The following is a 25,674-nucleotide window of genomic DNA, read 5'->3' as shown; positions in this document are numbered from 1 at the left end:
CACTGATCGCCCCCATACTCCCCCCCCCCCACAACCACGGTGTGTACGGTACGCCGGGGGGGGGGGGGCGGCGCCAGGCCCCGGCGCCGAGATCCGCCCCCCACAAACAACACCCCCCCCCGCCCCGCCCGGCGGCTTCACCCCGAGGAGCGACGTCGCTGTCGCCCCGGACTGCTTGGGTCCTCCACTCCTGCCGATCCACTCGTGTCGACCAGACATCCGGGTGCGGCGGCAGGACTCGGCGTCCGCCCGGACCGCCCCGCCGCGGCGGCGGGGGCTTGTCGTCCCCCGGATCTTCACCCATGGCAGGACCGATCTATGACTGACCGCGCCGATTTGTAATGGTTCGTGTCACTTGGCCTGTTCGGGTGGACACCACGCTCCCCGGGCCATGGACCAGCCCGGCTTCACGGCTCTCACCTGGGGCGCAGCCCCGGTTCTGGGCGAGTTCGCCGCCGCGCCGCGCAACTCGGCGCGCCCGCCGGACCGCTGCGACCCTCCGTCTTCCGGGGGACGCCCATCGGTGTCACGGCCACCGCCGAAAGACGGATCCGCGCGTGGTCCGGGCCGGGGACCATTCCGGCAGGCGGGCGCGGACGCCGGTATGCGCACGAACGGCGGGCCGCACGCGGGCCGGGCCGCCCGAACGGATCACCGTGCCACGCACACCGGGTGCTGTGCGGGGACGAGTTCGGCCGGAGCACGCCAACTTGCCGTGCAGCGAACGGGGTTCAGCCGCTGCCCGCCAACATCCGGCCCTTGGTTCCCCGTTGCGGACGGGAGCGGTCCGCCCACGGCTGCACCGCTCACCGGGACCCGCCTCGCCGCATTTCGGGTTGGCAAAGAACGCCCATGCGCCCTGTTGTCAGGGACTGTTCACAAGAAAGGATCCCCGGTACGTACTGGAGAGCGCCGCACGAACGGCGCTTCGCACAGGGGGAGGTACCACGTGAGACGCACCGCAGTGCTCGGTTCGGCCGGCGCTCTGGCCGCGGCGACGCTCATAGCGGGCGCCATGGCTGCGCCGTCGGCCACCGCCGACGGCCGCGGCCGCGCCGGCTCGGAGGCGCACGGAGCAGCCGTCGCCGCCGCGCGGGCGGCGAGGGCGGGGATCGACTGGCAGGACTGCCCTGCGGACTGGGCGCTCGCGAAGCCGATCCAGTGCGGCTGGGTGACCGTCCCGGTCGATTACGCACACCCCGACGGCCGGACGATCCGGCTCGCCGTCGACCGCGCTGTGAGCACCGGCACCGCCTCGCAGCGGCAGGGCTCCCTCGTCTACAACCCCGGCGGCCCCGGCGCTTCGGGCATGCGCTTCCCCGCCAGGACCACCACGAAGAGCGCCCTGTGGGTCAACACCGCCAAGGCGTACGACTTCGTGGGCTTCGACCCGCGCGGTGTGGGCCACTCGGCACCGGTCTCCTGCGTCGACCCGCAGCAGTACGTCAGCGCCCCCAAGGCCGATCCGGTCCCGGACAGCACGGCCGACAAGCGGGTCCAGCGCAAGCTCGCCGCGCAGTACGCGCAGGGCTGCGCCAAGCGCAGCGGTGCGATGCTGCCGTATCTGACGACGCCCAACTCGGCACGTGACCTCGACGTCATCCGGGCGGCGCTCGGCGAGAAGAGGCTCAACTACCTGGGCGTCTCCTACGGCACCTACCTCGGCGCGGTGTACGGAACGCTCTTCCCCGGCCATGTCCGCCGGATGATCGTGGACAGCGTGGTCGACCCGAAGCGGTCGAACATCTGGTACGAGGCCAACCTCAACCAGGACATCGCCTTCCAGGGCCGCTGGAGCGACTGGCAGAACTGGGTCGCCGCCAACGATGCCGCGTACCACATCGGGAAGACGGCCGCCGCTGTCGAAAAGCAGTGGGAGAAGCTGCGGGCCACGGCGAAGAAGCATCCGCTCGGCGGAGTCGTCGGCCCCGCCGAGCTGCTCGCGTTCTTCCAGAACGCGCCGTACTACGACTCCTCCTGGGCACCGGTCGCCAAGGCCTGGAGCCAGTACCTCGCCGGTGACCCGCAGCCGCTGATCGATGCCGCGGGGCCCGATATGTCGGACACCGCGGGCAATATCTCGGCGGAGAACGGGACGGCCGTCTACACCTCGGTCGAGTGCGCGGACGCCAAGTGGCCCACCGACTGGCGGACATGGGACCGGGACAACACCAGGCTGAACAAGGACTACCCCTTCCTGACCTGGTCCAACGCCTGGATGAACCTGCCGTGCGCCACCTGGCCCGCGAAGCAGCGGACCCCGGTCGACGTACACACCGGCAAGGGCCTCCCGCCGGTCCTGATCGTCCAGTCGACCCGTGACGCGGCCACACCGTTCCAGGGGGCCGTCGACCTGCACCGGCGCTTCAAGGGCTCGCGCCTGATCATCGAGAAGGACGCCGGTTCGCACGGGGTGACCGGTCTGGTCAACCCGTGCATCAACAGCAGGGTGGACAGCTATCTGCTCACCGGCAGCACCGACCGCCACGATGTGACCTGCGCCCCGCACGCCACGCCGAAGCCGTAACAGCCCCCGCTGGGGGACCGCTCGGTCACCGGTTCCCCAGCCAGGCGTCCTCCGCCGCGTAGTCGAAGAGATCGAGATGCGGGTCGTACGTCCTGGCCATCGTGGGAAAGGCCCCGCGCCAGTCCCCGTCGCTGTCCCGGAGCCGGCCGGTGATCCACTCCACGGTCGCGGGCAGGGAATCGGCGTACCCGGTCACCGGCCGGTAGCCCAGCTCACGTTCGGCGGCCGACATGTCGTACACCACAGGGTGGTCGACGCCCCATGGTGTGCTGCCCACCGTGCCGTCCGCCGCGGCGCGCCCCTCGATCAGCACCAACCGGCTCCGTACGCCCATGACTTCGTCGATGGCCGCGCTGATCCCGGCGACCGTCGGCGCCTCGGGATCCCCGCCGTTCAGCACCCGCGACCCCGGGCGCAGCGCGGCCAGCCTGATCATCTCGGCCAGGTTGGAGACATGCACCGGGTGGAAGCGGCTGCGCCCGCCGAACGCCAGGATCCGCACCGGCCGCCCGTCGAGCGCCCGCTTGACGAAGTACAGCTCACGCGGCGCCCGGCCGTGCGGACCGTGGATCGCGCCCGCCCGCAGCAGGGTCACGGGCAGCGTCCCGGCCGCCGCCAGCAGCTCACGCTCCAGCGCCACCTTGCGGGTGCCGTACGTGGCCGGGCCCGGCCCGACCGTGAGGTGGCTCTCGGGGATCGGCACCGGAAAGCGCGGAAAACCGTCCGGCTCGTCCTGGGTGTCGAAACTGCGCCCTTCTGCGTCCGCGTACACCGCGCCACTGGAGATCACCACCGCGGAGCCGATTCGGTCCGCGAGGCCCACCAGCTGCCGGGCATGCTCCGTTCCGTACGCGACCATGTCCACCAGGACGTCGCAGCCGTGCCCCAGGGCCGCCGCGAGCGCGCCATCGACATCCCGGTCGACACGGACGGTACGCACACCGTCCGGCAGGCCGTCGTCGCTGTCGCCCGTCCCGCGCGAAGCGGCCCGCACCTCCCAGCCGTCCGAGACCAGCGCGCGCACCGCCGCGCGCCCGATCTGCCCTGTCGCTCCCAGTACGAAGGCGCTTCCCCTGCTGCTCATGCCGCCGACGCTACGGTCCGCCTCGCTCCCGGGGCCAGACGGTTCTGCTCACAGCCGATCCGGTGTCAGCCCGGCTGGTGCGGCGGCTTCTTCGCCTGTGCGGCCTTCACATCGGCGGCGTACGCGTCGACGTACTCCTGGCCCGAGAGCCCGAGTACCGCGTACATGATCTCGTCGGTGACGGCCCGCAGCGCCACTTTCTCCTTCTCCAGACCCGCGTAGCGGCTGAAGTCCAGCGGCTCCCCGAAGCGGATCGTGACCCGCCGGATCTTCGGCACCCGCCGGCCGGGCGGCTGGATCTCGAAGGTGCCCACCATCGCGCACGGCACCACCGGGACCCGGCCCTCGATGGCCATCACGGCGACCCCGACCTTGCCCTTGTAGAGCCTGCCGTCGTGCGAGCGGGTGCCCTCCGGATAGATCCCGAGCAGTTCGCCCCTGCCGAGCACGCCGAGCCCCTCACGGACCGCGGCCCTGCCCGCCTCACGGCCCGACCGGTCCACCGGGATCTGGCCGACGCTGCGGAAGAAGGCGGCCGTCAGCCGGCCCTTGATGCCCGGCCCGGTGAAGTACTCCTGTTTCGCGAGAAAGGTGATGCGCCGGCTGAGGACGACCGGCATCAGGAAGTGGTCGGAGAAGGACAGATGGTTGCCCGCGATGATCGCGGCGCCGTCCTCCGGAATATGTTCGAGCCCTTCGATCCTGGGCCGGAACAGCAGCCTCAGTACCGGCCCGAAAACGGCGAATTTAAGGATGTAGTAGAACAATGGCCGGCCCGCCTCCCCGTCGCTCCCCGTGACGGCGCACAGTAGCCGCCGCACCGCCCGCCGCGGAACCCGTCCGTCCTGCTCCGTCCATGCCCCCCGGGCCCGTCCGCATGCGTCCGGGAGCCGTTCGAGCAGCGGGATCCGCGTCCGTACGGGTGGCCGGGCGGCGCGGTGACTTGCCGCCGGGCCCGGTGGCCGGATGCTCTGGGCTCCCACCCTCGTGCCGAGTTCCTGGAGGACCGGATGCGCCCCCGTACGATGTCCGCCGCTGCGGCCCTGCTCGCTTTCGCCGCCGCGGCGCCCGCGCAGGCCGCCGCCGGAGCGCCGCCCATCCGCCCGAGCGGACTCGTCCTCACCGTCGCGTCGCCCTCGCACCCCGACCGGAACCGCAGCGTGCTGCTCCGGTGCGCGCCGGCGGGAGAGGACGGCTCGCACCCCGACGCCTCGGCCGCCTGCCGAGCGCTCGACCGGGCCGGCGGCAGCTTCGACCGTCTCGACGGCGAGCCGCGGCCCTGCACCAGGCAGTCCGATCCGGTGGAGGCCACCGTCGCCGGGACGTGGGGCGGCCGGCCCACCCACTGGGACCGGACCTTCGCCAACGCCTGCTCGCTCGACGCGGCCACCGGCCCGGTCTTCCGGTTCTGAGCGCCCCGGCCCGGCCGCTCAGCTGCTGCCGCGCGCCGCGACCATCCCGACGGTCACCAGACCCAGCACCACCCAGCCGAACCACAGCCAGCCGTTGCTGCCGAGCACCACCGAATACCCCGTCACCGTGACCAGGGCCCCCACGGTGATGACACCCATCGTTTTCACAGAACCGGGCATGGCCGCTCCTCCTCCGAAGGTGGAGGGCCATCGTCGCCCGCCGGGGGCCTTCTCCGCTACTGGCCGCGTGCCTGGAGTGACGCCAGGTAGGCGTTGTAGGCGGCCAGCTCCTGGTCGCCGTTGCGGTCCTCGGCCCGGTCGGAGCGCCGGGAGACCCGCTGCTCGGAGCTGTACCACTGGAAGACCAGCGCGATCAGCACCAGTACGGACGGGATCTCGCTGAACGCCCAGGCGATACCGCCCGCGGCCTCCTGGTCCGAGAGCGCGTCGATCCCCAGCGACATGGGCGGGTGCTTGTACACCTGCACCATCGGCTCGGACGCCATCATCAGCGCGATGCCGAAGAACGCGTGGAAGGGCATCCCGGCGAAGAGCTCCAGCATCCGCATGACGTACCCCGGCCGGTGCGGTCCCGGGTCGATCCCCATGATCGGCCAGAAGAAGATCAGCCCCACGAAGAGGAAGTGGACCATCATCACGATGTGTCCGGTCATCGAGCCCATCAGGAAGTCGAAGAGCGGGGTGAAGTAGAGCCCGTAGAGGCTGGCGATGAAGAGCGGGATGGTGAAGGCCGGGTGCGTGATGATCCGCATGTAGCGGCTCCGCAGCAGCATCAGCAGCAGCTCGCGCGGACCCTTGCGGTTGCCCCGGCCCGCGACGGGCAGGGCGCGCAGGGCCAGGGTCACCGGCGCGCCGAGCAGCAGCAGGATGGGGGAGAGCATGCTGATGATCATGTGCTGCACCATGTGCACGCTGAACATGACCATGCCGTAGTCGTTCAGTTTCGTGCACATCGTGAGGCCGACGGTCAGCACCCCGACGACGAAGAGCGCGATCCGGTGGACCGGCCAGCTGTCACCGCGCCTGCGCAGCCGGACCACGCCCCAGCCGTACAGCGCGAGCCCCACCAGACAGCCGATCAGGAAGAACGGGTCCGCGGAGAAACCCAGCCCCCGTCCCAGCGTGAACGGCGGCAGATCCATGGTCATGCCGTCCATGGGCATGCCGTGCCCGCTGTGGTCCATCCACTCACTCCTGATTCGTGCCTGATGTCCGCACCAGAGTAGAACTGCCCCCGGCCGCAGTTGTGGCCGGGGGCAGTTCGTACCGTATCGGGCGAATGGGGAACGTCAGAGGAGGCTCAGAGGACGCACTCCGCTTCGGCGTACCGCTCGGCGGGCACGGTCTTGAGGGTCTCCACGGCCTCGCCCAGCGGCACCATGGTGATCTCCGTGCCGCGCAGGGCGGTCAGCATGCCGAAAGCACCGCGGTGCGCGGCCTCCACGGCGTGCCAGCCGAACCGGGTGGCCAGGACCCTGTCGTACGCGGTGGGGGTGCCGCCGCGCTGCACATGACCGAGTATCACCGGACGGGCCTCCTTGCCGAGACGCTCCTCCAGCTCGATGGAGAGCTGCCTGGCGACCCCGGCGAACCGCTCGTGCCCGTACATGTCCTTGGCGCCCACATCGAAGCTCATCGAGCCCTCGCGCGGCTTGGCGCCCTCGGCGACCACCACGATCGCGAACTTCTTGCCCGCCGAGAAGCGCCGGCCGACCAGCTCGGTGAGCTCGTCGATGTCGAAGGGGCGCTCGGGGACGACGATGGCGTGCGCGCCCGCCGCCATGCCCGAGTGCAGCGCGATCCACCCGGTGTGGCGCCCCATGACCTCGACGATCAGTACCCGCTGATGCGACTCGGCGGTGGTCTTCAGCCGGTCGAGGGCATCGGTCGCGACCCCCACGGCCGTGTCGAAACCGAAGGTGACATCGGTCGACGCGATGTCGTTGTCGATGGTCTTCGGCACACCCACGATCGGCAGCCCGGCCTCGGAGAGGAGGTGCGCCGCCTTCAGGGTGCCCTCGCCGCCGATCGGGATGATCGCGTCGAGCCCCAGATCGGCGACATGCCCCCGGGCGCGCTCCACGCCGTCACGCAGATGCGCCGGCTGCACCCGCGAGGAGCCGAGGATCGTGCCGCCGCGGGCCAGGATGCCGCCCACCGCGTCGAGGTCGAGCTTGCGGTAGTCGCATTCGAGCAGGCCCTTCCACCCGTCGTGGAAGCCGATGACCTCGTCGCCGTGGTCGACGACGGCGCGGTGCACGACCGAGCGGATGACGGCGTTCAGACCGGGGCAGTCGCCGCCGGAGGTGAGGACACCAATTCGCATTGCCCGACTTACCTTTGCAACGTGGGCCTGTGACCGGACCACGTCGTCCGGGCTGGATCCCCGTCAGCCTACCGGCGGAGGGCTGCGGAGACGTAGCGGGCGTCCGCCTGCTGGACGCCGCTCAGATGTACGTATCGGGCCTCATGCGGGCTGTGTTGCCACCGCGATCCGCTCGGCCCGCAGCGCCTCGTACCAGCGGTCGTCGGTCGGCGGCAGCGCGTTGACGTCCAGGGCCAGCTTGAGCAGCAGATCGGCGATCTGCGGGTTGCGGGCCAGCACCGGGCCGTGCATGTACGTACCGAAGACGGTGTCGTTGTACGCGCCCTCGGTGCCGTCGCCCGTGCCGTTGCCCCGGCCGAGCTGGACGCGGGCGAACGGGCGGGCGGTCGGCCCGAGATGGGTGATGCCCTGGTGGTTCTCGAAACCGGTCAGCGGCGGCAGGCCGAGCCGCTGGTCGATGTCGCCGTACACGTCGCCGACGCAGCGGTCGCCCTCGCCGCGGGTCGAGATCACGTCGAGGAGCCCCAGGCCCGGCTCGCGCTCGCCGAGGTCGTTGATGAACTCGTGGCCGAGGATCTGGTACCCGGCGCAGACCGAGAAGATGATCGCGCCGTTGGAGGCCGCCCTGCTGAGCCCGCCGTCCCTGCGCAGCCGCTCGGACGCCAGCCGCTGCGGGCGGTCCTCGCCGCCGCCGATCAGATAGATGTCGCCGGATGTCGGCACCGGCTGGTCGCTGCGCACGTCGATACGGGTCACGTCGAGGCCGCGCTGGCGGGCCCGGCGCTCCACCACCAGGGCGTTGCCCTGGTCGCCGTAGGTGCTCAGCAGGTCCGGGTAGACCCACACCAGACGCAGGCTGTTGTCGCTCATCATCGTTTCCTCTGAGGTCAGTTGCCGACGCGGCGGCGCACGTCCTGGAACGCGGTGTAGTTGGCGATCAGTTCGATCCGGCCGGGCGGCGCGTACTGGACCGCCTCGTCCACCGTCTCGCAGACCTGGAACTGGAGCCCGGCCACTTCGAGCCGTACCGCGAGGTCCAGCTTGCGGTCGCCGATGACGAAGATGGGGTGGCCCGCGAGGCGGGTGTAGTCGACGTCCCAGAGCCAGGAGGTGTCCGTGCCGTCGGCGCCGCGGGCGTTGACGGCGAGGATCACCGGCGTCGGCGGCGGATCGATCAGCGAGAACGTCTCCAGCCAGCCCGCCGGGTTCTTGGCGAGCAGCAGCCGTACCTCACGGTTGAGGAACGACACCACGTCGTACCGGCCCGCGACAGCCTGCACGCCGTACATCCGCTCCAGCGCCACCTGCGGCGGGACACCGAAGGTCGCCGCGACGGCCGCCGACGTGGTCGCGTTCGCCTTGTTGGCCCGGCCCGGCAGCTGGAGGTGGATCGGCCAGGCCGAACCGTGCGGATCGACGACGTAGTCCCCGGAGAGCGCCCAACTGGGCGCCGGGCGGCGGAAACCGCAGTCCGCGCAGAACCACTCGTCGTTCGGCCACTGGAGCACACCGCCGCAGGACGGGCACGACCAGGCGTCGTCCTTCCACTCCTGGCCGGCCGCGACCCAGACCACGGTGGGGGAGGACGAAGCGGCCCACACGACCAGCGGGTCGTCCGCGTTGGCGATGACGACGGCCTTCGTCCCGGCCAGCCCCTCCCGCCACCGCTCGGCCAGCATGCGGGTCTCGCCCGCCCGGTCGAGCTGGTCGCGGGAGAGGTTCAGCAGCGCGATCGCCTTGGGTGTCGTGTCGCGTGCGACTCCGGCGAGGTACTTCTCGTCGACCTCGATCACGCCGAAGCGCGCGTCGGAACCGCCCGCCAGCGCGGAGGTGATGCCCGCGGGCATATTGGCGCCCAGGGCGTTCGACACGACCGGGCCCGCTGCGCGCAGCGCCTCGGCGATGAGCCGGGTCGTGGTGGTCTTGCCGTTCGTCGCCGAGACCAGGATCACGTCCAGATGCTGGGCGAGGCGCCCGAGCAGGTCGGGGTCGAGCCGCAGTGCGACCTTGCCGCCGATCACCGATCCGCTGCCGCGCCCCGCGGCGCGCGATACCGCTGCCGCGGCCTTGCCTGCCGTCACGGCCAGCTTGGCCCGCGGCGACAGCGGCTCCGTGTTGCCGTCCATCGTCCTAGATCCTCCTTGCGTCGGCGCGGGGCTCAGCCTATCGAGATCCGGCCGTGCGCCCGACCTCGGCACCACCGGGGCGGCGCTGTTCCGGGCGGAACGTACGCTTGCCGTCATGCGAAACCGCCCGATCCCCGGCAGTTCCGGAGCCGTGCGGACGATGAGTCCGTACGGCGATCCCGTGCTGCACGCGCCCTGCGAGCCGGTGGCGGGCTTCGACGCCTCGCTCGCCGGGCTCGTCGAGGACATGTTCGCGACGATGTACGCGGCACGGGGTGTCGGCCTCGCGGCGAATCAGATCGGCGCCGGGCTGCGGGTGTTCGTCTATGACTGCCCGGACGACGAGGACGTCCGCCATCTCGGACATCTGGTCAACCCCCGGCTGGTGGAGGCCGACGGGGTCACCGTGCGCGGCGCCGAGGGCTGTCTTTCACTGCCCGGCATCGAGGCGGGCACGCCGCGCTTCGACCATGCCGTCGTGGAGGGCTTCTCGGTGACCGGGGAGCCGGTCACGGTCAGCGGCACCGGGTTCTTCGCGCGCTGCCTCCAGCACGAGTGCGACCATCTCGACGGCCTGATGTACACCGACCGGCTGGCCGGATGGCGCCGCGGCAGGGCGCTGCGGGCCGGCCGCCGGGCCGGGCTGATCCGCTGAGCGCACCGCACCCACGAGTCCGGGCTGAACCGCTGGGACCCTGAGGGCCCTGCCCCTTGCCCTGAGCCCCTTTCGCCCCTGAGCCCCTTGTCCCTCGCCGCCGCACTGCCGTGCCCGCCGGACGGCTGCCGCGGCCGGGTGTTTCAGAAGCCCGGTCCGCCGGTGCGGTCGGAGGCCGTGGAGAGCCTGCCCCAGAGGAGATCGGCGAGGCTGCTGACCAACTGCTCCCGCGGGCAGGGGCGTTCACCGAGCCACCAGTCGCCCGCCGCGTGCATCATCCCGACGATGCCATGACCCCAGACCCGCGCCAGCTGCTCACTGCCCGGACCGAGGTCGACGCGTTCGGCGATCACCTTGGCCAGCTCCTCGCCGAGCCTGCGCAGCAGCGGCGCCGAGTGCAGCCCCACGTCGAAGGTCTGCTCGGGCTGCTGGCCGTCGTCGGCCGGATGCATCAGGAAGCGGTAGACCTGCGGTCTGGCCTCGATCGCCGCGAGATAGGTGTCCAGCGTGGCCTCGACGCGCTCCCGCCGGCCGGCCGGAGCGTCCAGCGCGGCCCGCAGCGCGCTCAGCAGTGCGTCGGTGTGGCGCTTGGCGAGCGCCCGGTAGAGGCCGCCCTTGTCGCCGAAGTGCCGGTAGAGGATGGGCTTGGTGATCCCCGCCTCGGCCGCGATGGCGTTCATGGACGCCTTCGGGCCGTCCCGCAGCACGACCCGGTCGGCCGCCTCCAGCAGCTCCCGGCGCCGGCTGTGTGCCGAGCGCTGCTGTGTGGTCTGCGCTGCTTGTCCGGCCGGTGTGGCCTGTGTGGTCCCCATGGGTACCTCTTCCCCGCCCTGCGATTCTGGCTCTGTGACGCGGATCCGTGGTGCTTGCGCCGCCCGGTCCGGCCCCCTGCCGAAACGTAACACCCGACCGGGGGCCCGTGCCGGGGGCGACCCTGGAGGTTGACAGGGGCTACTTGCCAGTAACAGACTGCGGTTACCGCAAGTAACATTCCGATGGAACGCAGTGCTGGAGGGGACATGGCCGAGTTCACGCTCGAACTCAACGATGACCAGAAGCAGGTCCGTGACTGGATCCACGGATTCGCCGCGGACGTCATCCGCCCGGCTGCCGCCGAGTGGGACGAGCGTGAGGAGACCCCCTGGCCGGTGATCCAGGAGGCGGCCAAGGTCGGCATCTACTCGCTCGACTTCTACGCCCAGCAGTTCTTCGACCCCACCGGCCTCGGTATCCCCATGGCGATGGAGGAGCTCTTCTGGGGCGACGCGGGCATCGCGCTCTCGATCGTCGGTACGGGTCTGGCCGCGGTCGGGGTCCTCGCCAACGGCACCGAGGACCAGATCGGCACCTGGATCCCGCAGATGTACGGCGACGCGAACGACGTCAAGGTCGCGGCCTTCTGCTCGTCCGAACCCGACGCCGGATCCGACGTCGCCGCGATGCGGACCCGCGCGGTGTACGACGAGGCCAAGGACGAGTGGGTGCTCAACGGCACCAAGACCTGGGCGACCAACGGCGGCATCGCCAACGTCCATGTCGTGGTCGCCGTCGTCGACCCCGACGCCGGATCGAAGGGGCACGCCTCGTTCATCGTCCCGCCGGGGACACCGGGCCTGACGCAGGGCCAGAAGTTCAAGAAGCACGGCATCCGCGCCTCCCACACCGCCGAGGTCGTCCTGGAGGACGTCCGGGTACCGGGCCACTGTCTGCTCGGCGGCAAGGAGAAGCTGGACGAGCGGCTGGCCCGCGCCCGGGAGCGTGCGAAGCAGGGCGGCGGCGAGCGTGTGAAGAACGCGGCGATGGCCACCTTCGAGGCGTCCCGCCCCGCGGTCGGCGCCATGGCGGTCGGCACCGCGCGGGCGGCATACGAGGTCGCGCTGGACTACGCGAAGACCCGCAGCCAGTTCGGCCGTCCGATCATCGACAACCAGGGCGTCGCCTTCCAGCTCGCCGACATGCGGACGCAGATCGACGCGGCCCGCCTGCTGGTCTGGCGCGCCTCCTGGATGGCGTCGGCGAACAAGCCGTTCACCGCGGCCGAGGGCTCCATGTCCAAGCTGTACGCCAGCGAGACGGCCAAGAAGGTCACGGCCCAGGCCATCCAGATCCTGGGCGGCAACGGCTACACCCGTGAGTACCCGGTCGAGCGCATGCACCGCGACTCCGCGATCTACACCATCTTCGAGGGCACCAGCGAGATCCAGCGTCTGGTGATCGCCCGGACCCTGGCGGGCATGCCGATCCGCTGAGGCGGCCCGTGCCGCCCCGCCCGGCCGGTACGGGATCCGGCCGACGGGATCCCGTACCAGGAGCACAGCAGGCCCGCGGAGAATCCTCCGCGGGCTTGCTCCGCTTCCCTGGGCCGGGCCGCCTTATCGGTCCGGGCCGCTCCGTCAGGCCGGCAGCTGCGCCTCGATGGCCGCCACGACCTCAGGCGCCTCCGGCTCGGTGCGCGGTCGGATCCGGGAGACGACCTCGCCCGTCGGCGAGATCAGGAACTTCTCGAAGTTCCACTGGACGTCCCCGGCCTCACCCGCACCGTCGGCCACCTTCGTCAGCTCCGCGTAGAGCGGGTGCTGCCCGGCGCCGTTGACGTCGGTCTTCTCCAGCATCGGGAACGTCACCCCGTAACTGGCCGAGCAGAAGGTCTGGATCTCCTCGGCGCTGCCCGGCTCCTGCCCGGCGAACTGGTTGCAGGGCACCCCGATGACGGTGAAGCCGCGCTCCCCGTACTGCTGCTGAAGCTTTTCGAGACCGGCGTACTGCGGGGTGAGTCCGCACTTGGACGCCACGTTCACCAGCAGCACCGCCTTGCCCCGGTAGTCGGCCAGGGAGGTCGCGTCGCCGGTCAGGGTGTGCAGCGGGATGTCGTACAGGCTCATCGTCAGCTCCTGTCGTAGGTCAGTGGTACGTACTGTTCCAGAGACCCGTGAACACCCGGCCAACGCCCCCGTCCTGCGCCCCCCCGGCCCCGCTGACCGCTCACCGGCTCAGGCCGGTCCGCCCTGTCTGCGCGCCCGGCGGCGGGCGATCAGCAGGGCGCCGGCCAGCGCGGCGGCGGCCACCCCGCCGGCGAACAGGAAGGCCGTCCAGCCGGACACCGTGATGTGCGAGGTCTGCGAAGCCGCCACCGGGGGCGTGTGTTCGGCGGGCGCCCTGCTGCCGGCGGGGGCCGGGGGACGCGCCGGGTGGAAGGCGGGCAGCACGTCCACCGGTGAGACGGTGGGCGCCGTCGCGAACCCCCAGTCCAACAGGGAGCGTGTCTCGTCGTAGGCGCCGTTCGGCTGCCCGGACTGCGGGTTCATGACGGTCACCAGGAGGGTGCGCCCGTTCCGCTGGGCGGCGGTGACCAGGGTGTTGCCCGCTTCCGTCGTGTAGCCGTTCTTCACCCCGAGCAGGCCGGGGTACTGCGTGACACCGTGCGACCCGACGAGCAGCCTGTTCGTGTTCTGGATGCCGAAGGCGTCCGGCCCGCCCGACGCGGGGAAACGCGCGGTCCTGGTCGAGGCGAACTGCCGGAACTCCGGATTCGTCAGACCCGCGCGGGCGAACAGCGACAGGTCGTACGCCGACGAGTGCTGCCCCGGGGTGTCGTATCCGTCGGCCGACTTGACCACGGTGTCGTGCGCCCCGAGCCGGCGGGCGGTCGCCTGCATGCTCCTGATGGTCGCCGGTACACCGCCGTTCATCGTCGCCAGGGTGTGCACCGCGTCATTGCCCGAGGCCAGGAACACGCCGCGCCACAGATCGGCGACCGTGTACCGAGTGCCTTCCCGCATCCCGACCAGGCTGCTTCCGGGCTGGAGCCCGGTGAGGTCGGTCAGGTCCGCGCGGTGCACCTCCTGCGGCGGGAACTTCGGCAGCACGGTCAGCGCGAAGAGCGTCTTGAGCGTGCTGGCCGGGGGCAGTGGCCGGTGCGCGTTCCTGGCCGCCAGCACCCGGCCGGTGCGCAGATCGGTCACCATCCACGACAGCGCCGTCGTCTCGGGCGGCCGGGCGGCCCCGGACGCCACCTGGACGCCGGTGCCGTACAGCGCGGACCGTCCGCTGTCCGCGGCCGGCCGGGGCGCGGGACTGCTGTCGGCCCGCGCGGCCGACGAGAGGGAGGCGAGCACCAGTGCGGGCAGGGAAACGGCCACAGCCGCACGAATCCTGACAGAACACCACATCGCTTGGGACATGATCACACCGTAGGAGAAGTCCGGCGGGGCCGCTCTGTGGCTTGGTCCGACTGCCGGACCCGCCCCGCGGGGCCCCGTCACGGCACTCCCGCAGCCCGCCGGATCAGGCGCCGAGTCTGCGGAACAGGCCCTCCTGGACGACCGAGACCAGCAGATTCCCCGCACGGTCGAAGATCCGGCCCCGGGCCAGCCCCCGCCCGCCCGTCGCGATGGGCGACTCCTGGTCGTAGAGGAACCACTCGTCCGTACGGAACGGGCGGTGGAACCACATGGCGTGGTCCAGCGACGCCATGTCGAATCCGCGCGGCCCCCACAGCGGCTCGACCGGGATACGGACCGCGTCCAGCAGCGTCATGTCGCTGGCGTACGTGAGGGCACAGGTGTGGATCAGCTGGTCGTCGCCGAGCGGCCCGACCGCCCGCATCCACACCGCGCTGTGCGGATCGGCGCCCTCGATCTCGTCGGGGGTCCAGCGCAGCCGGTCCACATACCGGATCTCGAAGGGCTGTCTGCGGGCCATCCGCTCCAGCGCCTCGGGCAGTTCGCCCAGGTGCTCACGGATCTCGTCGGAGACCGACGGCAGCGTCTCCGGGTCCGGCACCTCCCGGCCCGGCGGCGCCTGGTGCTCGAAGCTGCCCTCCTCGGGCCGGTGGAAGGAGGCCGTCAGATTGAAGATGGTGCGGCCCTGCTGGACGGCGGTCACCCGGCGGGTGGTGAAGGAGCGGCCGTCCCTGACCCGTTCCACCTGGTAGACGATCGGCACCCCCGGCCTGCCCGGCCGCAGGAAGTAGGCGTGCAGCGAGTGGACCGGCCGCTCCCCGTCGGTGGTGCGGCCTGCCGCGACCAGGGCCTGGCCCGCGACCTGTCCGCCGAAGACCCGCTGCAGGGACTCGTGCGGGCTGCGCCCGCGGAAGATGTCGACCTCGATCTGCTCCAGGTCCAGCAGGTCGATCAGTCTCTCGGTGGGGCTGGTCATTCGGTGTCCTTCCAGGTCACGGCGGTTGCCCGGGTCACAGCTGGCCGACGGCGGTGACCCGGACGACCGCACGGCCCTCCTCGTCGGACGCGGCGAGGTCCACCTCCGCGCTGATGCCCCAGTCGTGGTCGCCGTTCGGGTCGGCGAAGATCTGCCGCACCCGCCACACCCCGTGCGGGGCGTTCTCCCCGTCCGTGTCGATGATCAGCAGTTTGGGGCCGCGCGCGTCCGGCCCCGTGCCCAGGTCGTCGTACTCGTCCCAGTAGGCGTCCATCGCCTCGCCCCAGGCGTCCTCGTCCCACCCCGCTTCGCCGTCCAGCTCGCCGAGCGCGGCCACGTTGTCCAGCGCCGCCAGCTCCACCCGGCGGAACATGGCGTTGCGTACGAGGACCCGGAAGGCGCGGGCGTTGGCCGTGACCGGCTTGACCTGGTCGGCGCGCTCGGCCGCCTGCTCCGCGGTCTCCACCTCCGGGTTGGCCAGCTGCTCCCACTCGTCCAGCAGACTGGAGTCCACCTGGCGGACCAGCTCGCCCAGCCAGGCGATGAGGTCCTGGAGGTCCTCGGACTTGAGGTCGTCCGGGATGGTGTGGTCGAGCGCCTTGTACGCGCCCGCCAGGTACCGCAGCACGATGCCCTCGGTGCGGGCGAGTTCGTAGTGCGAGGTGAACTCGGTGAAGGTCATGGCCCGTTCGTACATGTCACGGATGACCGACTTCGGCGACACCGGGTGGTCGCCGACCCACGGATGGCTCGTACGGTAGACGTTGTAGGCGTGCACCAGCAGCTCTTCGAGCGGCTTGGGGTACGTGACCTCCTGGAGCCGCTCCATGCGCTCCTCGTACTCCATCCCCTCGGCCTTCATTTGGCCGATCGCCTCACCGCGGGCCTTGTTCTGCTGGGCGGCGAGGATCTGCCGCGGGTCGTCCAGCGTCGACTCGACCACCGAGACCATGTCCAGGGCGTACGAGGGGGATTCGGCGTCCAGCAGGTCGAAAGCGGCCAGCGCGAACGTGGACAGCGGCTGGTTGAGCGCGAAGTCCTGCTGGAGGTCGACGGTGAGCCGGATGATGCGGCCCTCGGCGTCCGGCGCGTCCAGCTGCTCCACCACACCGCCGTCGAGCAGCGAACGGTAGATCGCGATGGCCCGGCGGATGTGCCGCAGCTGCGCCTTGCGCGGCTCGTGGTTGTCCTCCAGGAGGTGGCGCATCGCCTTGAAAGCGTTGCCCGGCCGGGCGATCACCGAGAGCAGCATGGTGTGGCTGACCCGGAACCGCGAGGTCAGAGGCTCGGGATCGGCTGCGATCAGCTTCTCGAAGGTGGTGTCGCTCCAGGCGACGAAGCCTTCCGGTGCCTTCTTGCGGACCACCTTGCGGCGCTTCTTCGGGTCGTCGCCGGCCTTGGCGAGCGCCTTCTCGTTCTCCACCACGTGCTCGGGGGCCTGCGCGACGACGAAGCCCGCGGTGTCGAACCCGGCCCGCCCCGCGCGGCCCGCGATCTGGTGGAACTCCCGGGCGCGGAGCGTACGGACCCGCGTCCCGTCGTACTTCGTCAGCGCGGTGAACAGCACCGTGCGGATGGGGACGTTGACCCCGACCCCCAGGGTGTCCGTACCGCAGATGACCTTCAACAGGCCCGCCTGCGCCAGCTTCTCGACCAGACGGCGGTACTTGGGGAGCATCCCCGCGTGATGGACGCCGATGCCGTGGCGCACATAACGCGAGAGGTTCTGGCCGAACTTGGTGGTGAAGCGGAAGTTGCCGATAAGGTCGGCGATCCGGTCCTTCTCCTCCCGGCTGCACATATTGATGCTCATCAGCGACTGTGCGCGCTCGACCGCCGCGGCCTGGGTGAAGTGCACGATGTAGACGGGCGACTGCTTGGTCTCAAGCAGCTCGGTCAGCGTCTCGGTGATCGGGGTCCGCCGGTACTCGTACGAGAGCGGGACCGGGCGGGTCGCCGAGCGGACCACCGAGGTGGGCAGGCCGGTGCGCCGGGTCAGGTCCGCCTCGAACCGCGAGACGTCACCGAGGGTCGCGGACATCAGGACGAACTGCGCCTGCGGCAGTTCCAGGAGGGGGATCTGCCAGGCCCAGCCCCGGTCCGGTTCCGCGTAGAAGTGGAACTCGTCCATCACGACCTGGCCGATGTCGGCGTACTTGCCGTCGCGCAGCGCGATCGATGCCAGCACCTCGGCGGTGCAGCAGATCACCGGGGCGTCCGCGTTCACCGACGCGTCGCCGGTGAGCATCCCGACGTTCTCGGTGCCGAAGAGCTTGCACAGGTCGAAGAACTTCTCCGAGACCAGGGCCTTGATCGGCGCGGTGTAGAAAGTGACCTTGTCATGGGCCAGCGCGGCGAAGTGCGCACCCGCCGCGACCAGGCTCTTTCCCGACCCGGTGGGGGTCGAGAGGATCACGTTGGCCCCGGAGACCACCTCGATCAGCGCCTCCTCCTGAGCCGGATAGAGCGTGATGCCCTGACCCTCCGCCCACGACGAGAAAGCCTCGAAGAGAGCGTCGGGGTCGGCGGTCGCGGGGAGCTGATCGATAAGGGTCACGCCTCCATCTTGCCTGCCTTCTCGCCGCGAGGGGGAACCGGCTGTCCTCGCGAAGATCATGAGCGATACGCTTCCTTCTCGGACAGCGCTCAACTGGGCTTCAGCACAACGGAAAACGGGGCGGGACGAACCATGATGGGACCGGCGCACTCGCTGTCAGGGGCGGCTGCCTGGCTGGGGGTGGGGGCGGCGGCGACGGCGTACGGCCATCCGATGCCGTGGCCGGTCCTCGTGGTCGGAGCGCTGATCAGCGCCGGGGCGGCGCTGGCTCCCGACCTCGATCACAAGGCCGCGACGATATCCAACGCGTTCGGGCCGCTGTCCCTCGGGCTGTGCGCGCTGGTGGACGTGGTGGCGGGTGTCGTCTACAAGGTCACGAGGGGCAAGGGTGACCCCCGCAAGGGCGGCGGTCACCGCACCCTTACGCACACCGGGGTGTGGGCGGTCCTGCTCGGTGCCGGAGCCTCCGCCCTGGCGGTCTACGGCGGCCGCTGGGCGGTCCTCGGCATTCTCTTCGTCCATATGGTGCTCGCCATCGAGGGCCTGCTGTGGCGTGCCGCGCGCCCGGCCAGCAGCACGGTCCTGGTCTGGCTGCTGGCCGCTGCCAGCGCCTGGATCCTCGCCGGGATCCTGGACGAGCCGGGCAACGGTTCCGACTGGTTCTTCACCGATCCCGGCCAGCACTTCCTGTGGCTGGGCGAGCCCCAGCAGTACATGTGGCTGGGTCTGCCGATCGTCCTGGGCGCCCTGATCCACGACATCGGCGACGCCATCACGGTCTCGGGCTGCCCGATCTTCTGGCCGATACCGCTCGGCCGCAAGCACTGGCGCCATGTGGGACCGCCCAAGTTCATGCGGTTCCGGGCGGGCAGCTGGGTGGAGCTCAAGGTGCTGATGCCGGTCTTCATGCTGGCGGGCGGGGTGAGCTGCGCGTTCGCGCTCGGCGTCATCTGAGGCGGTACGCGGGCCGGGCCGTCCGCGGAGGTGCGGCGGCGGGCGGGTCCGGCAGCCCGGGGCCGAAGACCTGCGGGCCGGAGCCGCCCCCGGAGGCCCCGGCCCGCCGCGCTCATCCGTGCCAGGAGCGCCACAGCGCCGCGTACGCGCCGTCCGCCGCGACCAGCTCGTCGTGGCTGCCCAGCTCGCTGATGCGGCCCTCCTCGACCACCGCGATCACATCCGCGTCGTGCGCGGTGTGCAGCCGGTGCGCGATCGCCACCACCGTCCGCCCGTCCAGCACCCGGGCCAGCGAACGCTCCAGATGACGGGCCGCCCGAGGGTCGAGCAGTGAGGTCGCCTCGTCCAGGACCAGCGTGTGCGGATCGGCGAGCACCAGCCGGGCCAGCGCGATCTGCTGGGCCTGCGCCGGGGTGAGGGCCAGACCGCCCGAGCCGACCCCGGTGTCCAGCCCCGCCTCAAGCCCCGCGGCCCAGTCGTCCGCGTCGACCGCGCCGAGTGCCGCCCACAGCTCCGCGTCGTCGGCGCCCGCCCTGGCCAGCAGCAGATTGTCGCGCAGCGAGCCCACGAAGACATGGTGCTCCTGGTTGACCAGCGCGACGTGTTCCCGTACCCGCTCGGCGGGCATCCGGGACAGCTCGGCGCCGCCCAGCGTGACCTCACCGGTGCGCGGCGCGTAGATCCCCGCCAGCAGCCGGCCCAGCGTCGACTTCCCCGCGCCGGACGGCCCGACCAGCGCCATCCGGGTGCCGGGTGCCACATCGAGCGTCACCCGGTGCAGTACGTCGACGCCCTCCCGGTAGCCGAAGCGCACCGCGTCGGCGCGTACCGTACGCCCGTCCGGCCCGATCTCCTCGTCGCCGGCATCGGGCTCGATCTCGCGCACTCCGACGAGCCGGGCCAACGACACCTGGGCGACCTGGAGTTCGTCGTACCAGCGCAGGATCAGCCCGACCGGATCGACCATCATCTGGGCCAGCAGCGCCCCCGTGGTGAGCTGTCCGACGCTGAGCCAGCCCTGGAGCACGAAGAACCCGCCGAGCAGCAGCACCGCGCCGAGGATGGTCACATAGGTGACGTTGATGACCGGGAAGAGGACCGACCGCAGCCACAGTGTGTAGCGTTCCCAGGCGGTCCACTCCTTGATGCGCCGGTCCGAGAGCGACACCCGGCGGCCCCCCAGGCGGTGCGCCTCGATGGTCCGCCCGGCGTCGACGGTCTCCGCGAGCATCGCCGCGACCGCCGCGTATCCGGCGGCCTCCGAACGGTAGGCCGAAGGCGCCCGCTTGAAGTACCAGCGGCATCCGGTGACCAGCACGGGCAGTGCGACCAGGACCGAGAGCGCGAGCGGTGGCGCGGTCACGGTCAGCGCGCCGATCAGCAGCCCCGCCCACACCACGCCGATCGCCAGTTGCGGCACCGCCTCGCGCATGGCGTTCGCCAGCCGGTCGATGTCGGTGGTGATACGCGAGAGCAGATCGCCGGTACCGGCCCGCTCCAGAACGCCCGGCGGCAGCGCCACCGACCGCACCAGGTAGTCCTCGCGCAGATCGGCGAGCATCTCCTCGCCGAGCATCGCACCGCGTAGCTCCATCAGCCGTACGAAGTACGTCTGGACGGCCAGCGCGACCGCGAACACCACGGCCACACGCACCAGATGGAGGTCACGGCCGCCGCCCGAGAGGTCCTCGACGAGCCCGCCCAGGAGGTAGGGGCCGACCAGTGAGGCGATCACCGCGACGGCGTTGGCCGCGATGAGCAGGGTGAAAGCCCGCCTGTGACGGCCCATCAGTTCGCGGACGTATGTCCGTACCGTCGTGGGCGTACCCACCGGAAGTGTGGTCGCCGTCTCCGGCGCCGCCGGGTCGTACGCCGGGGGCGCGACGCCGATCATGCCGACTCCTCTCATGCCGACTCCTCGATGTCTGCGAAAGCCTGTGGGGCACCGGAGGTGTCCGGTGCCTTGTCCGCCGTTCCGGCGCGGGACGGCCGGTCAGCACCGTCCGCCTCGTCGCCGGGGCCGCGGGTGACGACCGCGCGGTACCGCGGGTCGCCGTGGAGCAGCTCACGGTGCGGGCCGGTGGCGGCGACCGCGCCCCCGTGTACGAAGACCACCCGGTCCGCGTGGTCGAGCAGCAGCGGGGACGAGGCGAACACCACCGTCGTACGCCCCGCGCGCAGCTCCTTCACCCCCTGGGCGACCCGCGCCTCGGTGTGCGAGTCGACGGCCGACGTCGGCTCGTCGAGCACCAGCACCTCCGGATCGGTCACCAGCGACCGCGCCAGCGCCAGCCGCTGCCGCTGTCCGCCGGAGAGCGACCGCCCGCGTTCGGTGATCCTCGTCCGCAGCGGATCGCCGCCCGGCTCGACAGCGGCCTGGGCCAGCGCCTGAAGCACATCCGCGCACTGCGCGGCCGTCAGCGCGTCCGCCGCCGCCACCCGGCCGGACGATGGCACGTCGAGCAGCTCGCTCAGGGTGCCGGACAGCAGCACCGGATCCTTGTCCTGGACCACGACGGCCGTACGTGAGGCGTCCAGCGGCAGATCGTCGAGCGCGACCCCGCCGAGCAGGACCGAGGGGAGCTTCCCCGCGTCCTCGCTGGTGGCGTGCCCGCCGAGCCGCTCGGCCAGGGCGCCCGCGGCGTCCGGGTCGCCGCACACCACAGCCGTCAACTGTCCGGCCGAGGCGAGGAGTCCGGTCACCGGATCGTAGAGATCACCGCCTGGCGCGGGTGCGCACCGCGCCGCGCCGTCGGCGGGGCGGTCGTCCGTCACACCGGACACGGTGCGCTCAAGCGCCAGTACGCGCGCCGCGCGTTTCGCCGACGGCCGGGAGAACGAGTAGGCCATGGCGATCTCCTGGAAGTTCCGCAGCGGGAAGAGCAGCAGGGTCACGGCGCTGTACACGGTGACGAGCTGACCGACCTCGATGCGTCCGTCGGCGGCCAGCCGGGCGCCGTAACAGACCACACCGATCAGCAGCAGTCCCGGCAGCAGCACCTGGATCCCGGAGATCAGCGACCACATGCGGGCGCTGCGTACGGCGGCCCTGCGCACCTCCTGCGAGGCGGCCCGGTAGCGGGTGAGGAAGAGCTCCTCGCCCCCGATGCCGCGCAGCACCCGCAGCCCGGCGACCGTGTCGGCCGCCAGCTCGGTCGCCCGGCCCGCCTTCTCCCGCTGCACATCGGCGCGCGCGGTGGCTCTGGACAGCAACGGCAGGACGGCCAGCGCCAGTACCGGCATGGCGAGTGCCACCACGATTCCCAGCGACGGCAGATAGACCACCAGAGCGGCACAGATGACGACCAGTACCGTCGCGGCGGCGAGGAAGCGCGAGAGCGCCTCGACGAACCAGCCGATCTTCTCCACGTCCCCGGTGGACACCGCGACGACCTCACCCGCCGCGACCCGCCGGGTCAGCGCCGAGCCCAGCTCGGAGGTCTTCCTCGCGAGCAGCTGCTGGACCCGGGCGGCCGCGGTGATCCAGTTGGTGACCGCGGTCCGGTGCTGCATCGTGTCGCCCACCGCGATCACCGCGCCGAGCAGCAGGATCAGCCCGCCGGAGAGGGCCAGCCGGCTGCCGGAACGGTCCACCACCGCCTGGACGGCGAAGCCGACCGCCAGCGGCAGTCCGGCGATCCCGCACTGGTGCAGCAGCCCCCAGGCGAGGGAGCGGCACTGGCCGCCGAGCTGGTTGCGCCCGAGCCAGTAGAGGAAACGGGGGCCTGACCGTACGTCGGGATCGCCTGGGTCCGGATAGGGAAGGTCGTGAATCTGCATGGGGTCCCAGAAGTCGAAGAGGGGCTCAAACCGTGCAAGGTTCGCGCTCCACCACGCTTCGGGGCAATCGATTTTCCGGCCCGGGGCCCCGGACGCGACGCGATCGTACCGGCCGCGCAGGGCCGCCCCGCCGGATCAGCCGCGCCGGGCGGTGCCGGGCTCCGGGCGCGTCGCCCGCTCCAGTTCGAGCAGCACGGAGTGGTAACTCCGCCCCGTCGCCCGGTCCATGCCGACCTCGCACATCCGGTTCGCCGAGAGGTACGCGTCGAACTCCCTGGCATTGACCTCGGCCGCCTCCGGCGCCGTCGCGGCCGCCGTGAGCTCCTTGTGCAGCATCCCGCGGTCCCCGGCGAAGGCGCAGCAGCCGAGGCTGTCCGGAACGACGACCTCATCGGCGCACGCCTCGGCGACCGCCCGCAACTGTGCCTCGTCGCCGAGGTGCTGCATCGAGCAGGTGGGGTGGAGCACCGCGGAACCCGCCCTGCGGAGCACGGTGAGACGGGGGAGCAGCTCGTCCGCCGCCCAGACGACGGAGTCGGTGATCGTCAGCGCGCTGTGCAGCTCACGGTTGTCGTCGGTGAGGTAGGGGACCACCTCGTGGGCGATGCCCAGGGTGCACGACGAAGCGTCCACGATCAGCGGGTACTTGCCGCCACCGGTCCAGCCCCAGGCGGCCTCCACGATGCGGTTGGCCATCACCGCGTTGCCCTCGTCGTACCCCTTGGAGTGCCAGATCGTCGCGCAGCAGGTCCCGGCGACGTCGTCCGGGATCCACACCGGCTGCCCGGCCCGCTCGGCGAGCGCCACCACGGCCTCGGGGAGCGACGGCCCCCGGAACCCGGCCGGTTCACCGAAGATCCGGTTGACGCAGGCCGGGTAGTAGACCGCGGCCGAGCCCCTGCGGGAGGTGCGCGGCAGCCTTCGGGCGGCCGCCCCGGGGATCTCCGGCAGCCACTCCGGGACCAGATCGGGACGTACCGCCTTGCGGGCGAGGCCGGTGACGGATTCGAGGAGCCGGTCGGAGATCCGGTCGGCCGCGCCGACCGCGAGCCGCGCCGCCGCCTCGACCGTCCGGAAGTTCTGTGCCGTCAGTGCGGCCACCCGCTCCTCGCGCGGGGTGTGCCGCCGGTGCCGGAAGTCCTTCATCATCGCCCCGGTGTCGATCCCCACCGGGCAGGCGAGCTTGCAGGTGGAGTCGCCCGCGCAGGTGTCCACCGCGTCATATCCGTACGCGTCGAGCAGGCTGTCCTCGACCGGGGCGCCGGGGGACTGGCGCATCATCTCGCGGCGCAGCACGATCCGCTGGCGCGGTGTCGTCGTCAGATCGTGGCTGGGGCAGGTGGGCTCGCAGAAGCCGCATTCGATACAGGGATCGGCGATCAGCTCCACCCTGGGGATGGTCTTGAGCCCGCGCAGATGGGCCTCCGGGTCACGGTCCAGTACGACGCGCGGGGCGAGCACCCCGTCGGGGTCGATGATCTGCTTGATCCGCCACATCAACTCCGTTGCCCGCGGGCCCCATTCGAGCTCCAGGAAGGGCGCGATGTTCCGCCCGGTGGCGTGCTCGGCCTTGAGCGAACCGTCGAAGCGCTCGACCGTCAGCCGGCAGAACTCGTCCATGAAGGCCGCGTAACGGGCGACGTCCCCGGGCAGCCCCGCGTCGAAGGCGAGCAGGAAGTGCAGATTGCCGTGGGCCGCGTGACCGGCCACGGCGGCGTCGAAACCGTGCCGGGTCTGGAGTGCGAGCAGCTCCGTGCAGGCGTCGGCGAGCTTCGACGGCGGTACGGCGAAGTCCTCGGTGATCAGTGTCGTACCGGACGGGCGGGCACCGCCGACCGCGGTGACGAACGCCTTGCGCGCCTTCCAGTACCCGGCGATGACCTCCGGGTCGCGGGTGAACGCGTTGGTCACGGACGCGACGGGCACCACCAGATCCAGCCCGGCGACGGCCTCGGCCGCCACCCGCTCGTACGCCTCCCTGCCCGCGTCGTCCGGCGCCCGGAACTCGACCAGCAGCGCCGTCGTCTCCTTGGGCAGCTCCGCCCAGTCGCCCGGGACCCCCGCCACACTGACCGAGGCGCGCAGCGTATTGCCGTCCATCAGCTCCACGGCCCGCGCCCCGGCCTCGTTGAAGACCGGCACCGCCGCGGCCGCCGCGCGCAGGCTCGGGAAGAAGAGCAGGGCCGTGGAGAGCTTCCGGTCCAGCGGCAGGGTGTCGAAGACGACCTCGGAGATGAAGCCGAAGGTGCCCTCGGAACCGACCATCAGCCCGCGCAGGATCTCGACGGGAGTGGCGCCGTCCAGGAAGGCGTCCAGACGGTAGCCGTTGGTGTTCTTGATCTCGTACTTGGCCCGGATCCGGGCGGTCAGCTCCGGGTCCGCCTCGATCTCGGCCTTCACCGCGAGGAGCCCCGCGCACAGCTCGGGCTCGGCGGCGGCGAGGGCGTCGTCGGCGGCCGGACCGGCCGTGTCGACCACGGTGCCGCCCGGCAGTACGAAGGTCAGTGAGGCGAGCGTGCGGTAGGAGTTGCGGGTGGTGCCCGCCGTCATCCCGGACGCGTTGTTGGCGACGACACCGCCGAGGGTGCAGGCGATGGCGCTGGCCGGGTCGGGGCCCAGGACGCGGCCGTGCCGGGCGAGCGTCGCGTTGGCGCGCACGATGGTGGTGCCCGGACCGATGCGGGCGCGTGCGCCGTCGTCCAGGACCTCGATGCCGGACCAGTGGCGGCGGACGTCGACCAGGATGTCCTCGCCCTGGGCCTGCCCGTTCAGCGAGGTGCCCGCCGCCCGGAAGACGACCTGACGGCCGTGGTCCCTCGCGTACGCGAGCACGGCGGACACATCACCGATGTCCTCGGCGACCACCACGACCTGGGGGACGAAGCGGTAGGGGCTGGCGTCGGACGCGTACCGCACGAGGTCGGAGACCTTCGACAGCACCTTCTCCTCGCCCAGCAGCGCGGTCAGCTCCCCGCGCAGCGGCTCGGGGGTCCCGGACGACCGGGCGGCCGGGCCACGGGCGGGGGCCCGCGCCCGCGCCCGACGCCGACCGAGTGCCCCCGGCGTCGGGGCGAG

At 71.4% G+C, this 25,674-nt stretch carries 20 protein-coding genes; 5 read left to right on the top strand and 15 right to left on the bottom strand.

The features are described 5' to 3' along the window. The first annotated feature begins 1,015 nt into the window (after window positions 1-1,015). Window positions 1,016-2,527, top strand: a complete 1,512-nt coding sequence (locus ACFXBC_RS06025) for an alpha/beta hydrolase (protein ID WP_385019268.1) — start codon at window positions 1,016-1,018, stop codon at window positions 2,525-2,527. Between the two features lie 25 nt (window positions 2,528-2,552). On the opposite strand, the gene ACFXBC_RS06020 is transcribed toward ACFXBC_RS06025, so the two are convergent. Both ACFXBC_RS06020 and ACFXBC_RS06015 read right to left on the bottom strand, forming a co-directional pair. Further along, window positions 2,553-3,611 (bottom strand): NAD-dependent epimerase/dehydratase family protein, encoded by a 1,059-nt coding sequence (locus ACFXBC_RS06020; RefSeq protein WP_385019168.1) that lies wholly within the window; start codon window positions 3,609-3,611, stop codon window positions 2,553-2,555. Between the two features lie 65 nt (window positions 3,612-3,676). After that, a complete protein-coding gene (locus tag ACFXBC_RS06015; RefSeq protein WP_385019166.1) occupies window positions 3,677-4,378 on the bottom strand; it encodes a lysophospholipid acyltransferase family protein in 702 nt (233 codons plus the stop codon). A 243-nt stretch (window positions 4,379-4,621) separates the two neighbouring features. Between ACFXBC_RS06015 and ACFXBC_RS06010 the strand changes: the two genes are divergently transcribed. Further along, window positions 4,622-5,023: an SSI family serine proteinase inhibitor gene (locus ACFXBC_RS06010; RefSeq protein WP_385019164.1), complete on the top strand. Its 402-nt coding sequence runs from the start codon at window positions 4,622-4,624 to the stop codon at window positions 5,021-5,023. Window positions 5,024-5,041: 18 nt separating this feature from the next. Here ACFXBC_RS06010 and ACFXBC_RS06005 read toward each other — a convergent pair whose 3' ends face one another. The 5 genes from ACFXBC_RS06005 to ACFXBC_RS05985 all read right to left on the bottom strand — a co-directional run bounded on the left by ACFXBC_RS06005 (window position 5,042) and on the right by ACFXBC_RS05985 (window position 9,496). Next, complete coding sequence (locus ACFXBC_RS06005) at window positions 5,042-5,203, bottom strand: hypothetical protein (RefSeq protein WP_385019162.1); 162 nt, start codon at window positions 5,201-5,203, stop codon at window positions 5,042-5,044. A gap of 56 nt (window positions 5,204-5,259) precedes the next feature. Further along, complete coding sequence (locus ACFXBC_RS06000) at window positions 5,260-6,228, bottom strand: cytochrome c oxidase assembly protein (protein WP_385019160.1); 969 nt, start codon at window positions 6,226-6,228, stop codon at window positions 5,260-5,262. Between the two features lie 116 nt (window positions 6,229-6,344). Further along, the gene (locus tag ACFXBC_RS05995) at window positions 6,345-7,370 is read right to left on the bottom strand and encodes a 6-phosphofructokinase (protein ID WP_385019158.1); all 1,026 of its coding nucleotides are present in this window, start codon (window positions 7,368-7,370) and stop codon (window positions 6,345-6,347) included. A 141-nt stretch (window positions 7,371-7,511) separates the two neighbouring features. Beyond that, window positions 7,512-8,240, bottom strand: coding sequence for a type 1 glutamine amidotransferase (locus ACFXBC_RS05990; RefSeq protein ID WP_385019156.1), 729 nt, complete (start codon window positions 8,238-8,240; stop codon window positions 7,512-7,514). A 17-nt stretch (window positions 8,241-8,257) separates the two neighbouring features. Beyond that, a complete protein-coding gene (locus ACFXBC_RS05985; RefSeq protein ID WP_385019154.1) occupies window positions 8,258-9,496 on the bottom strand; it encodes a MurT ligase domain-containing protein in 1,239 nt (412 codons plus the stop codon). A 115-nt stretch (window positions 9,497-9,611) separates the two neighbouring features. Between ACFXBC_RS05985 and def the strand changes: the two genes are divergently transcribed. Then, the gene (gene def, locus ACFXBC_RS05980) at window positions 9,612-10,151 is read left to right on the top strand and encodes a peptide deformylase (protein WP_385019152.1); all 540 of its coding nucleotides are present in this window, start codon (window positions 9,612-9,614) and stop codon (window positions 10,149-10,151) included. Between the two features lie 143 nt (window positions 10,152-10,294). On the opposite strand, the gene ACFXBC_RS05975 is transcribed toward def, so the two are convergent. Beyond that, window positions 10,295-10,963, bottom strand: coding sequence for a TetR family transcriptional regulator (locus ACFXBC_RS05975; RefSeq protein ID WP_385019150.1), 669 nt, complete (start codon window positions 10,961-10,963; stop codon window positions 10,295-10,297). A 207-nt stretch (window positions 10,964-11,170) separates the two neighbouring features. Here ACFXBC_RS05975 and ACFXBC_RS05970 point away from each other — a divergent pair, with 207 nt between their 5' ends. Further along, entirely contained in the window at window positions 11,171-12,400 is a 1,230-nt protein-coding gene (locus ACFXBC_RS05970) for an acyl-CoA dehydrogenase family protein (protein WP_385019148.1), read from the top strand. A gap of 144 nt (window positions 12,401-12,544) precedes the next feature. Here ACFXBC_RS05970 and ACFXBC_RS05965 read toward each other — a convergent pair whose 3' ends face one another. From ACFXBC_RS05965 to ACFXBC_RS05950, 4 genes are all read right to left on the bottom strand, one after another. Beyond that, window positions 12,545-13,033: a glutathione peroxidase gene (locus ACFXBC_RS05965; protein WP_385019146.1), complete on the bottom strand. Its 489-nt coding sequence runs from the start codon at window positions 13,031-13,033 to the stop codon at window positions 12,545-12,547. Window positions 13,034-13,141: 108 nt separating this feature from the next. Further along, window positions 13,142-14,290 (bottom strand): D-alanyl-D-alanine carboxypeptidase family protein, encoded by a 1,149-nt coding sequence (locus ACFXBC_RS05960; RefSeq protein WP_385019144.1) that lies wholly within the window; start codon window positions 14,288-14,290, stop codon window positions 13,142-13,144. A gap of 145 nt (window positions 14,291-14,435) precedes the next feature. Next, entirely contained in the window at window positions 14,436-15,308 is an 873-nt protein-coding gene (locus ACFXBC_RS05955) for an acyl-CoA thioesterase (protein ID WP_385019142.1), read from the bottom strand. 34 nt (window positions 15,309-15,342) lie between these two features. After that, window positions 15,343-17,925, bottom strand: coding sequence for a DEAD/DEAH box helicase (locus tag ACFXBC_RS05950; RefSeq protein ID WP_385019140.1), 2,583 nt, complete (start codon window positions 17,923-17,925; stop codon window positions 15,343-15,345). A 72-nt stretch (window positions 17,926-17,997) separates the two neighbouring features. On the opposite strand from ACFXBC_RS05950, the gene ACFXBC_RS05945 reads away from it, so the two are divergent. After that, window positions 17,998-18,819, top strand: a complete 822-nt coding sequence (locus ACFXBC_RS05945; protein WP_385019138.1) for a metal-dependent hydrolase — start codon at window positions 17,998-18,000, stop codon at window positions 18,817-18,819. 112 nt (window positions 18,820-18,931) lie between these two features. Here ACFXBC_RS05945 and ACFXBC_RS05940 read toward each other — a convergent pair whose 3' ends face one another. From ACFXBC_RS05940 to ACFXBC_RS05930, 3 genes are all read right to left on the bottom strand, one after another. Next, window positions 18,932-20,713, bottom strand: a complete 1,782-nt coding sequence (locus tag ACFXBC_RS05940; protein ID WP_385019266.1) for an ABC transporter ATP-binding protein — start codon at window positions 20,711-20,713, stop codon at window positions 18,932-18,934. Window positions 20,714-20,724: 11 nt separating this feature from the next. Next, entirely contained in the window at window positions 20,725-22,599 is a 1,875-nt protein-coding gene (locus ACFXBC_RS05935) for an ABC transporter transmembrane domain-containing protein (protein WP_385019136.1), read from the bottom strand. Window positions 22,600-22,734: 135 nt separating this feature from the next. Continuing rightward, on the bottom strand, window positions 22,735-25,674 hold a 2,940-nt coding region (locus ACFXBC_RS05930; RefSeq protein WP_385019134.1), incomplete at its 5' end, for an FAD-binding and (Fe-S)-binding domain-containing protein.

Source organism: Streptomyces sp. NPDC059398 (genome assembly GCF_042751845.1).
Classification (GTDB): domain Bacteria; phylum Actinomycetota; class Actinomycetes; order Streptomycetales; family Streptomycetaceae; genus Streptomyces.
The sequence above is the reverse complement of the archived record's forward strand: the minus strand, read 5'-3'. Positions and strand labels throughout refer to the sequence as shown.

What these genes read in the sequence shown, in the direction of transcription:
- ACFXBC_RS06025 (WP_385019268.1), top strand. Translation starts at nt 1,016, where the DNA reads ATGGCTGCGCCGTCGGCCACCGCCGACGGCCGCGGCCGCGCCGGCTCG.
- ACFXBC_RS06020 (WP_385019168.1), bottom strand. Translation starts at nt 3,611, where the DNA reads ATGAGCAGCAGGGGAAGCGCCTTCGTACTGGGAGCGACAGGGCAGATC.
- ACFXBC_RS06010 (WP_385019164.1), top strand. Translation starts at nt 4,622, where the DNA reads ATGCGCCCCCGTACGATGTCCGCCGCTGCGGCCCTGCTCGCTTTCGCC.
- ACFXBC_RS06005 (WP_385019162.1), bottom strand. Translation starts at nt 5,203, where the DNA reads ATGCCCGGTTCTGTGAAAACGATGGGTGTCATCACCGTGGGGGCCCTG.
- ACFXBC_RS06000 (WP_385019160.1), bottom strand. Translation starts at nt 6,228, where the DNA reads ATGGACCACAGCGGGCACGGCATGCCCATGGACGGCATGACCATGGAT.
- ACFXBC_RS05995 (WP_385019158.1), bottom strand. Translation starts at nt 7,370, where the DNA reads ATGCGAATTGGTGTCCTCACCTCCGGCGGCGACTGCCCCGGTCTGAAC.
- ACFXBC_RS05990 (WP_385019156.1), bottom strand. Translation starts at nt 8,240, where the DNA reads ATGAGCGACAACAGCCTGCGTCTGGTGTGGGTCTACCCGGACCTGCTG.
- ACFXBC_RS05985 (WP_385019154.1), bottom strand. Translation starts at nt 9,496, where the DNA reads ATGGACGGCAACACGGAGCCGCTGTCGCCGCGGGCCAAGCTGGCCGTG.
- def (WP_385019152.1), top strand. Translation starts at nt 9,612, where the DNA reads ATGCGAAACCGCCCGATCCCCGGCAGTTCCGGAGCCGTGCGGACGATG.
- ACFXBC_RS05975 (WP_385019150.1), bottom strand. Translation starts at nt 10,963, where the DNA reads ATGGGGACCACACAGGCCACACCGGCCGGACAAGCAGCGCAGACCACA.
- ACFXBC_RS05970 (WP_385019148.1), top strand. Translation starts at nt 11,171, where the DNA reads ATGGCCGAGTTCACGCTCGAACTCAACGATGACCAGAAGCAGGTCCGT.
- ACFXBC_RS05965 (WP_385019146.1), bottom strand. Translation starts at nt 13,033, where the DNA reads ATGAGCCTGTACGACATCCCGCTGCACACCCTGACCGGCGACGCGACC.
- ACFXBC_RS05955 (WP_385019142.1), bottom strand. Translation starts at nt 15,308, where the DNA reads ATGACCAGCCCCACCGAGAGACTGATCGACCTGCTGGACCTGGAGCAG.
- ACFXBC_RS05950 (WP_385019140.1), bottom strand. Translation starts at nt 17,925, where the DNA reads ATGATCTTCGCGAGGACAGCCGGTTCCCCCTCGCGGCGAGAAGGCAGG.
- ACFXBC_RS05945 (WP_385019138.1), top strand. Translation starts at nt 17,998, where the DNA reads ATGATGGGACCGGCGCACTCGCTGTCAGGGGCGGCTGCCTGGCTGGGG.
- ACFXBC_RS05940 (WP_385019266.1), bottom strand. Translation starts at nt 20,713, where the DNA reads ATGATCGGCGTCGCGCCCCCGGCGTACGACCCGGCGGCGCCGGAGACG.
- ACFXBC_RS05935 (WP_385019136.1), bottom strand. Translation starts at nt 22,599, where the DNA reads ATGCAGATTCACGACCTTCCCTATCCGGACCCAGGCGATCCCGACGTA.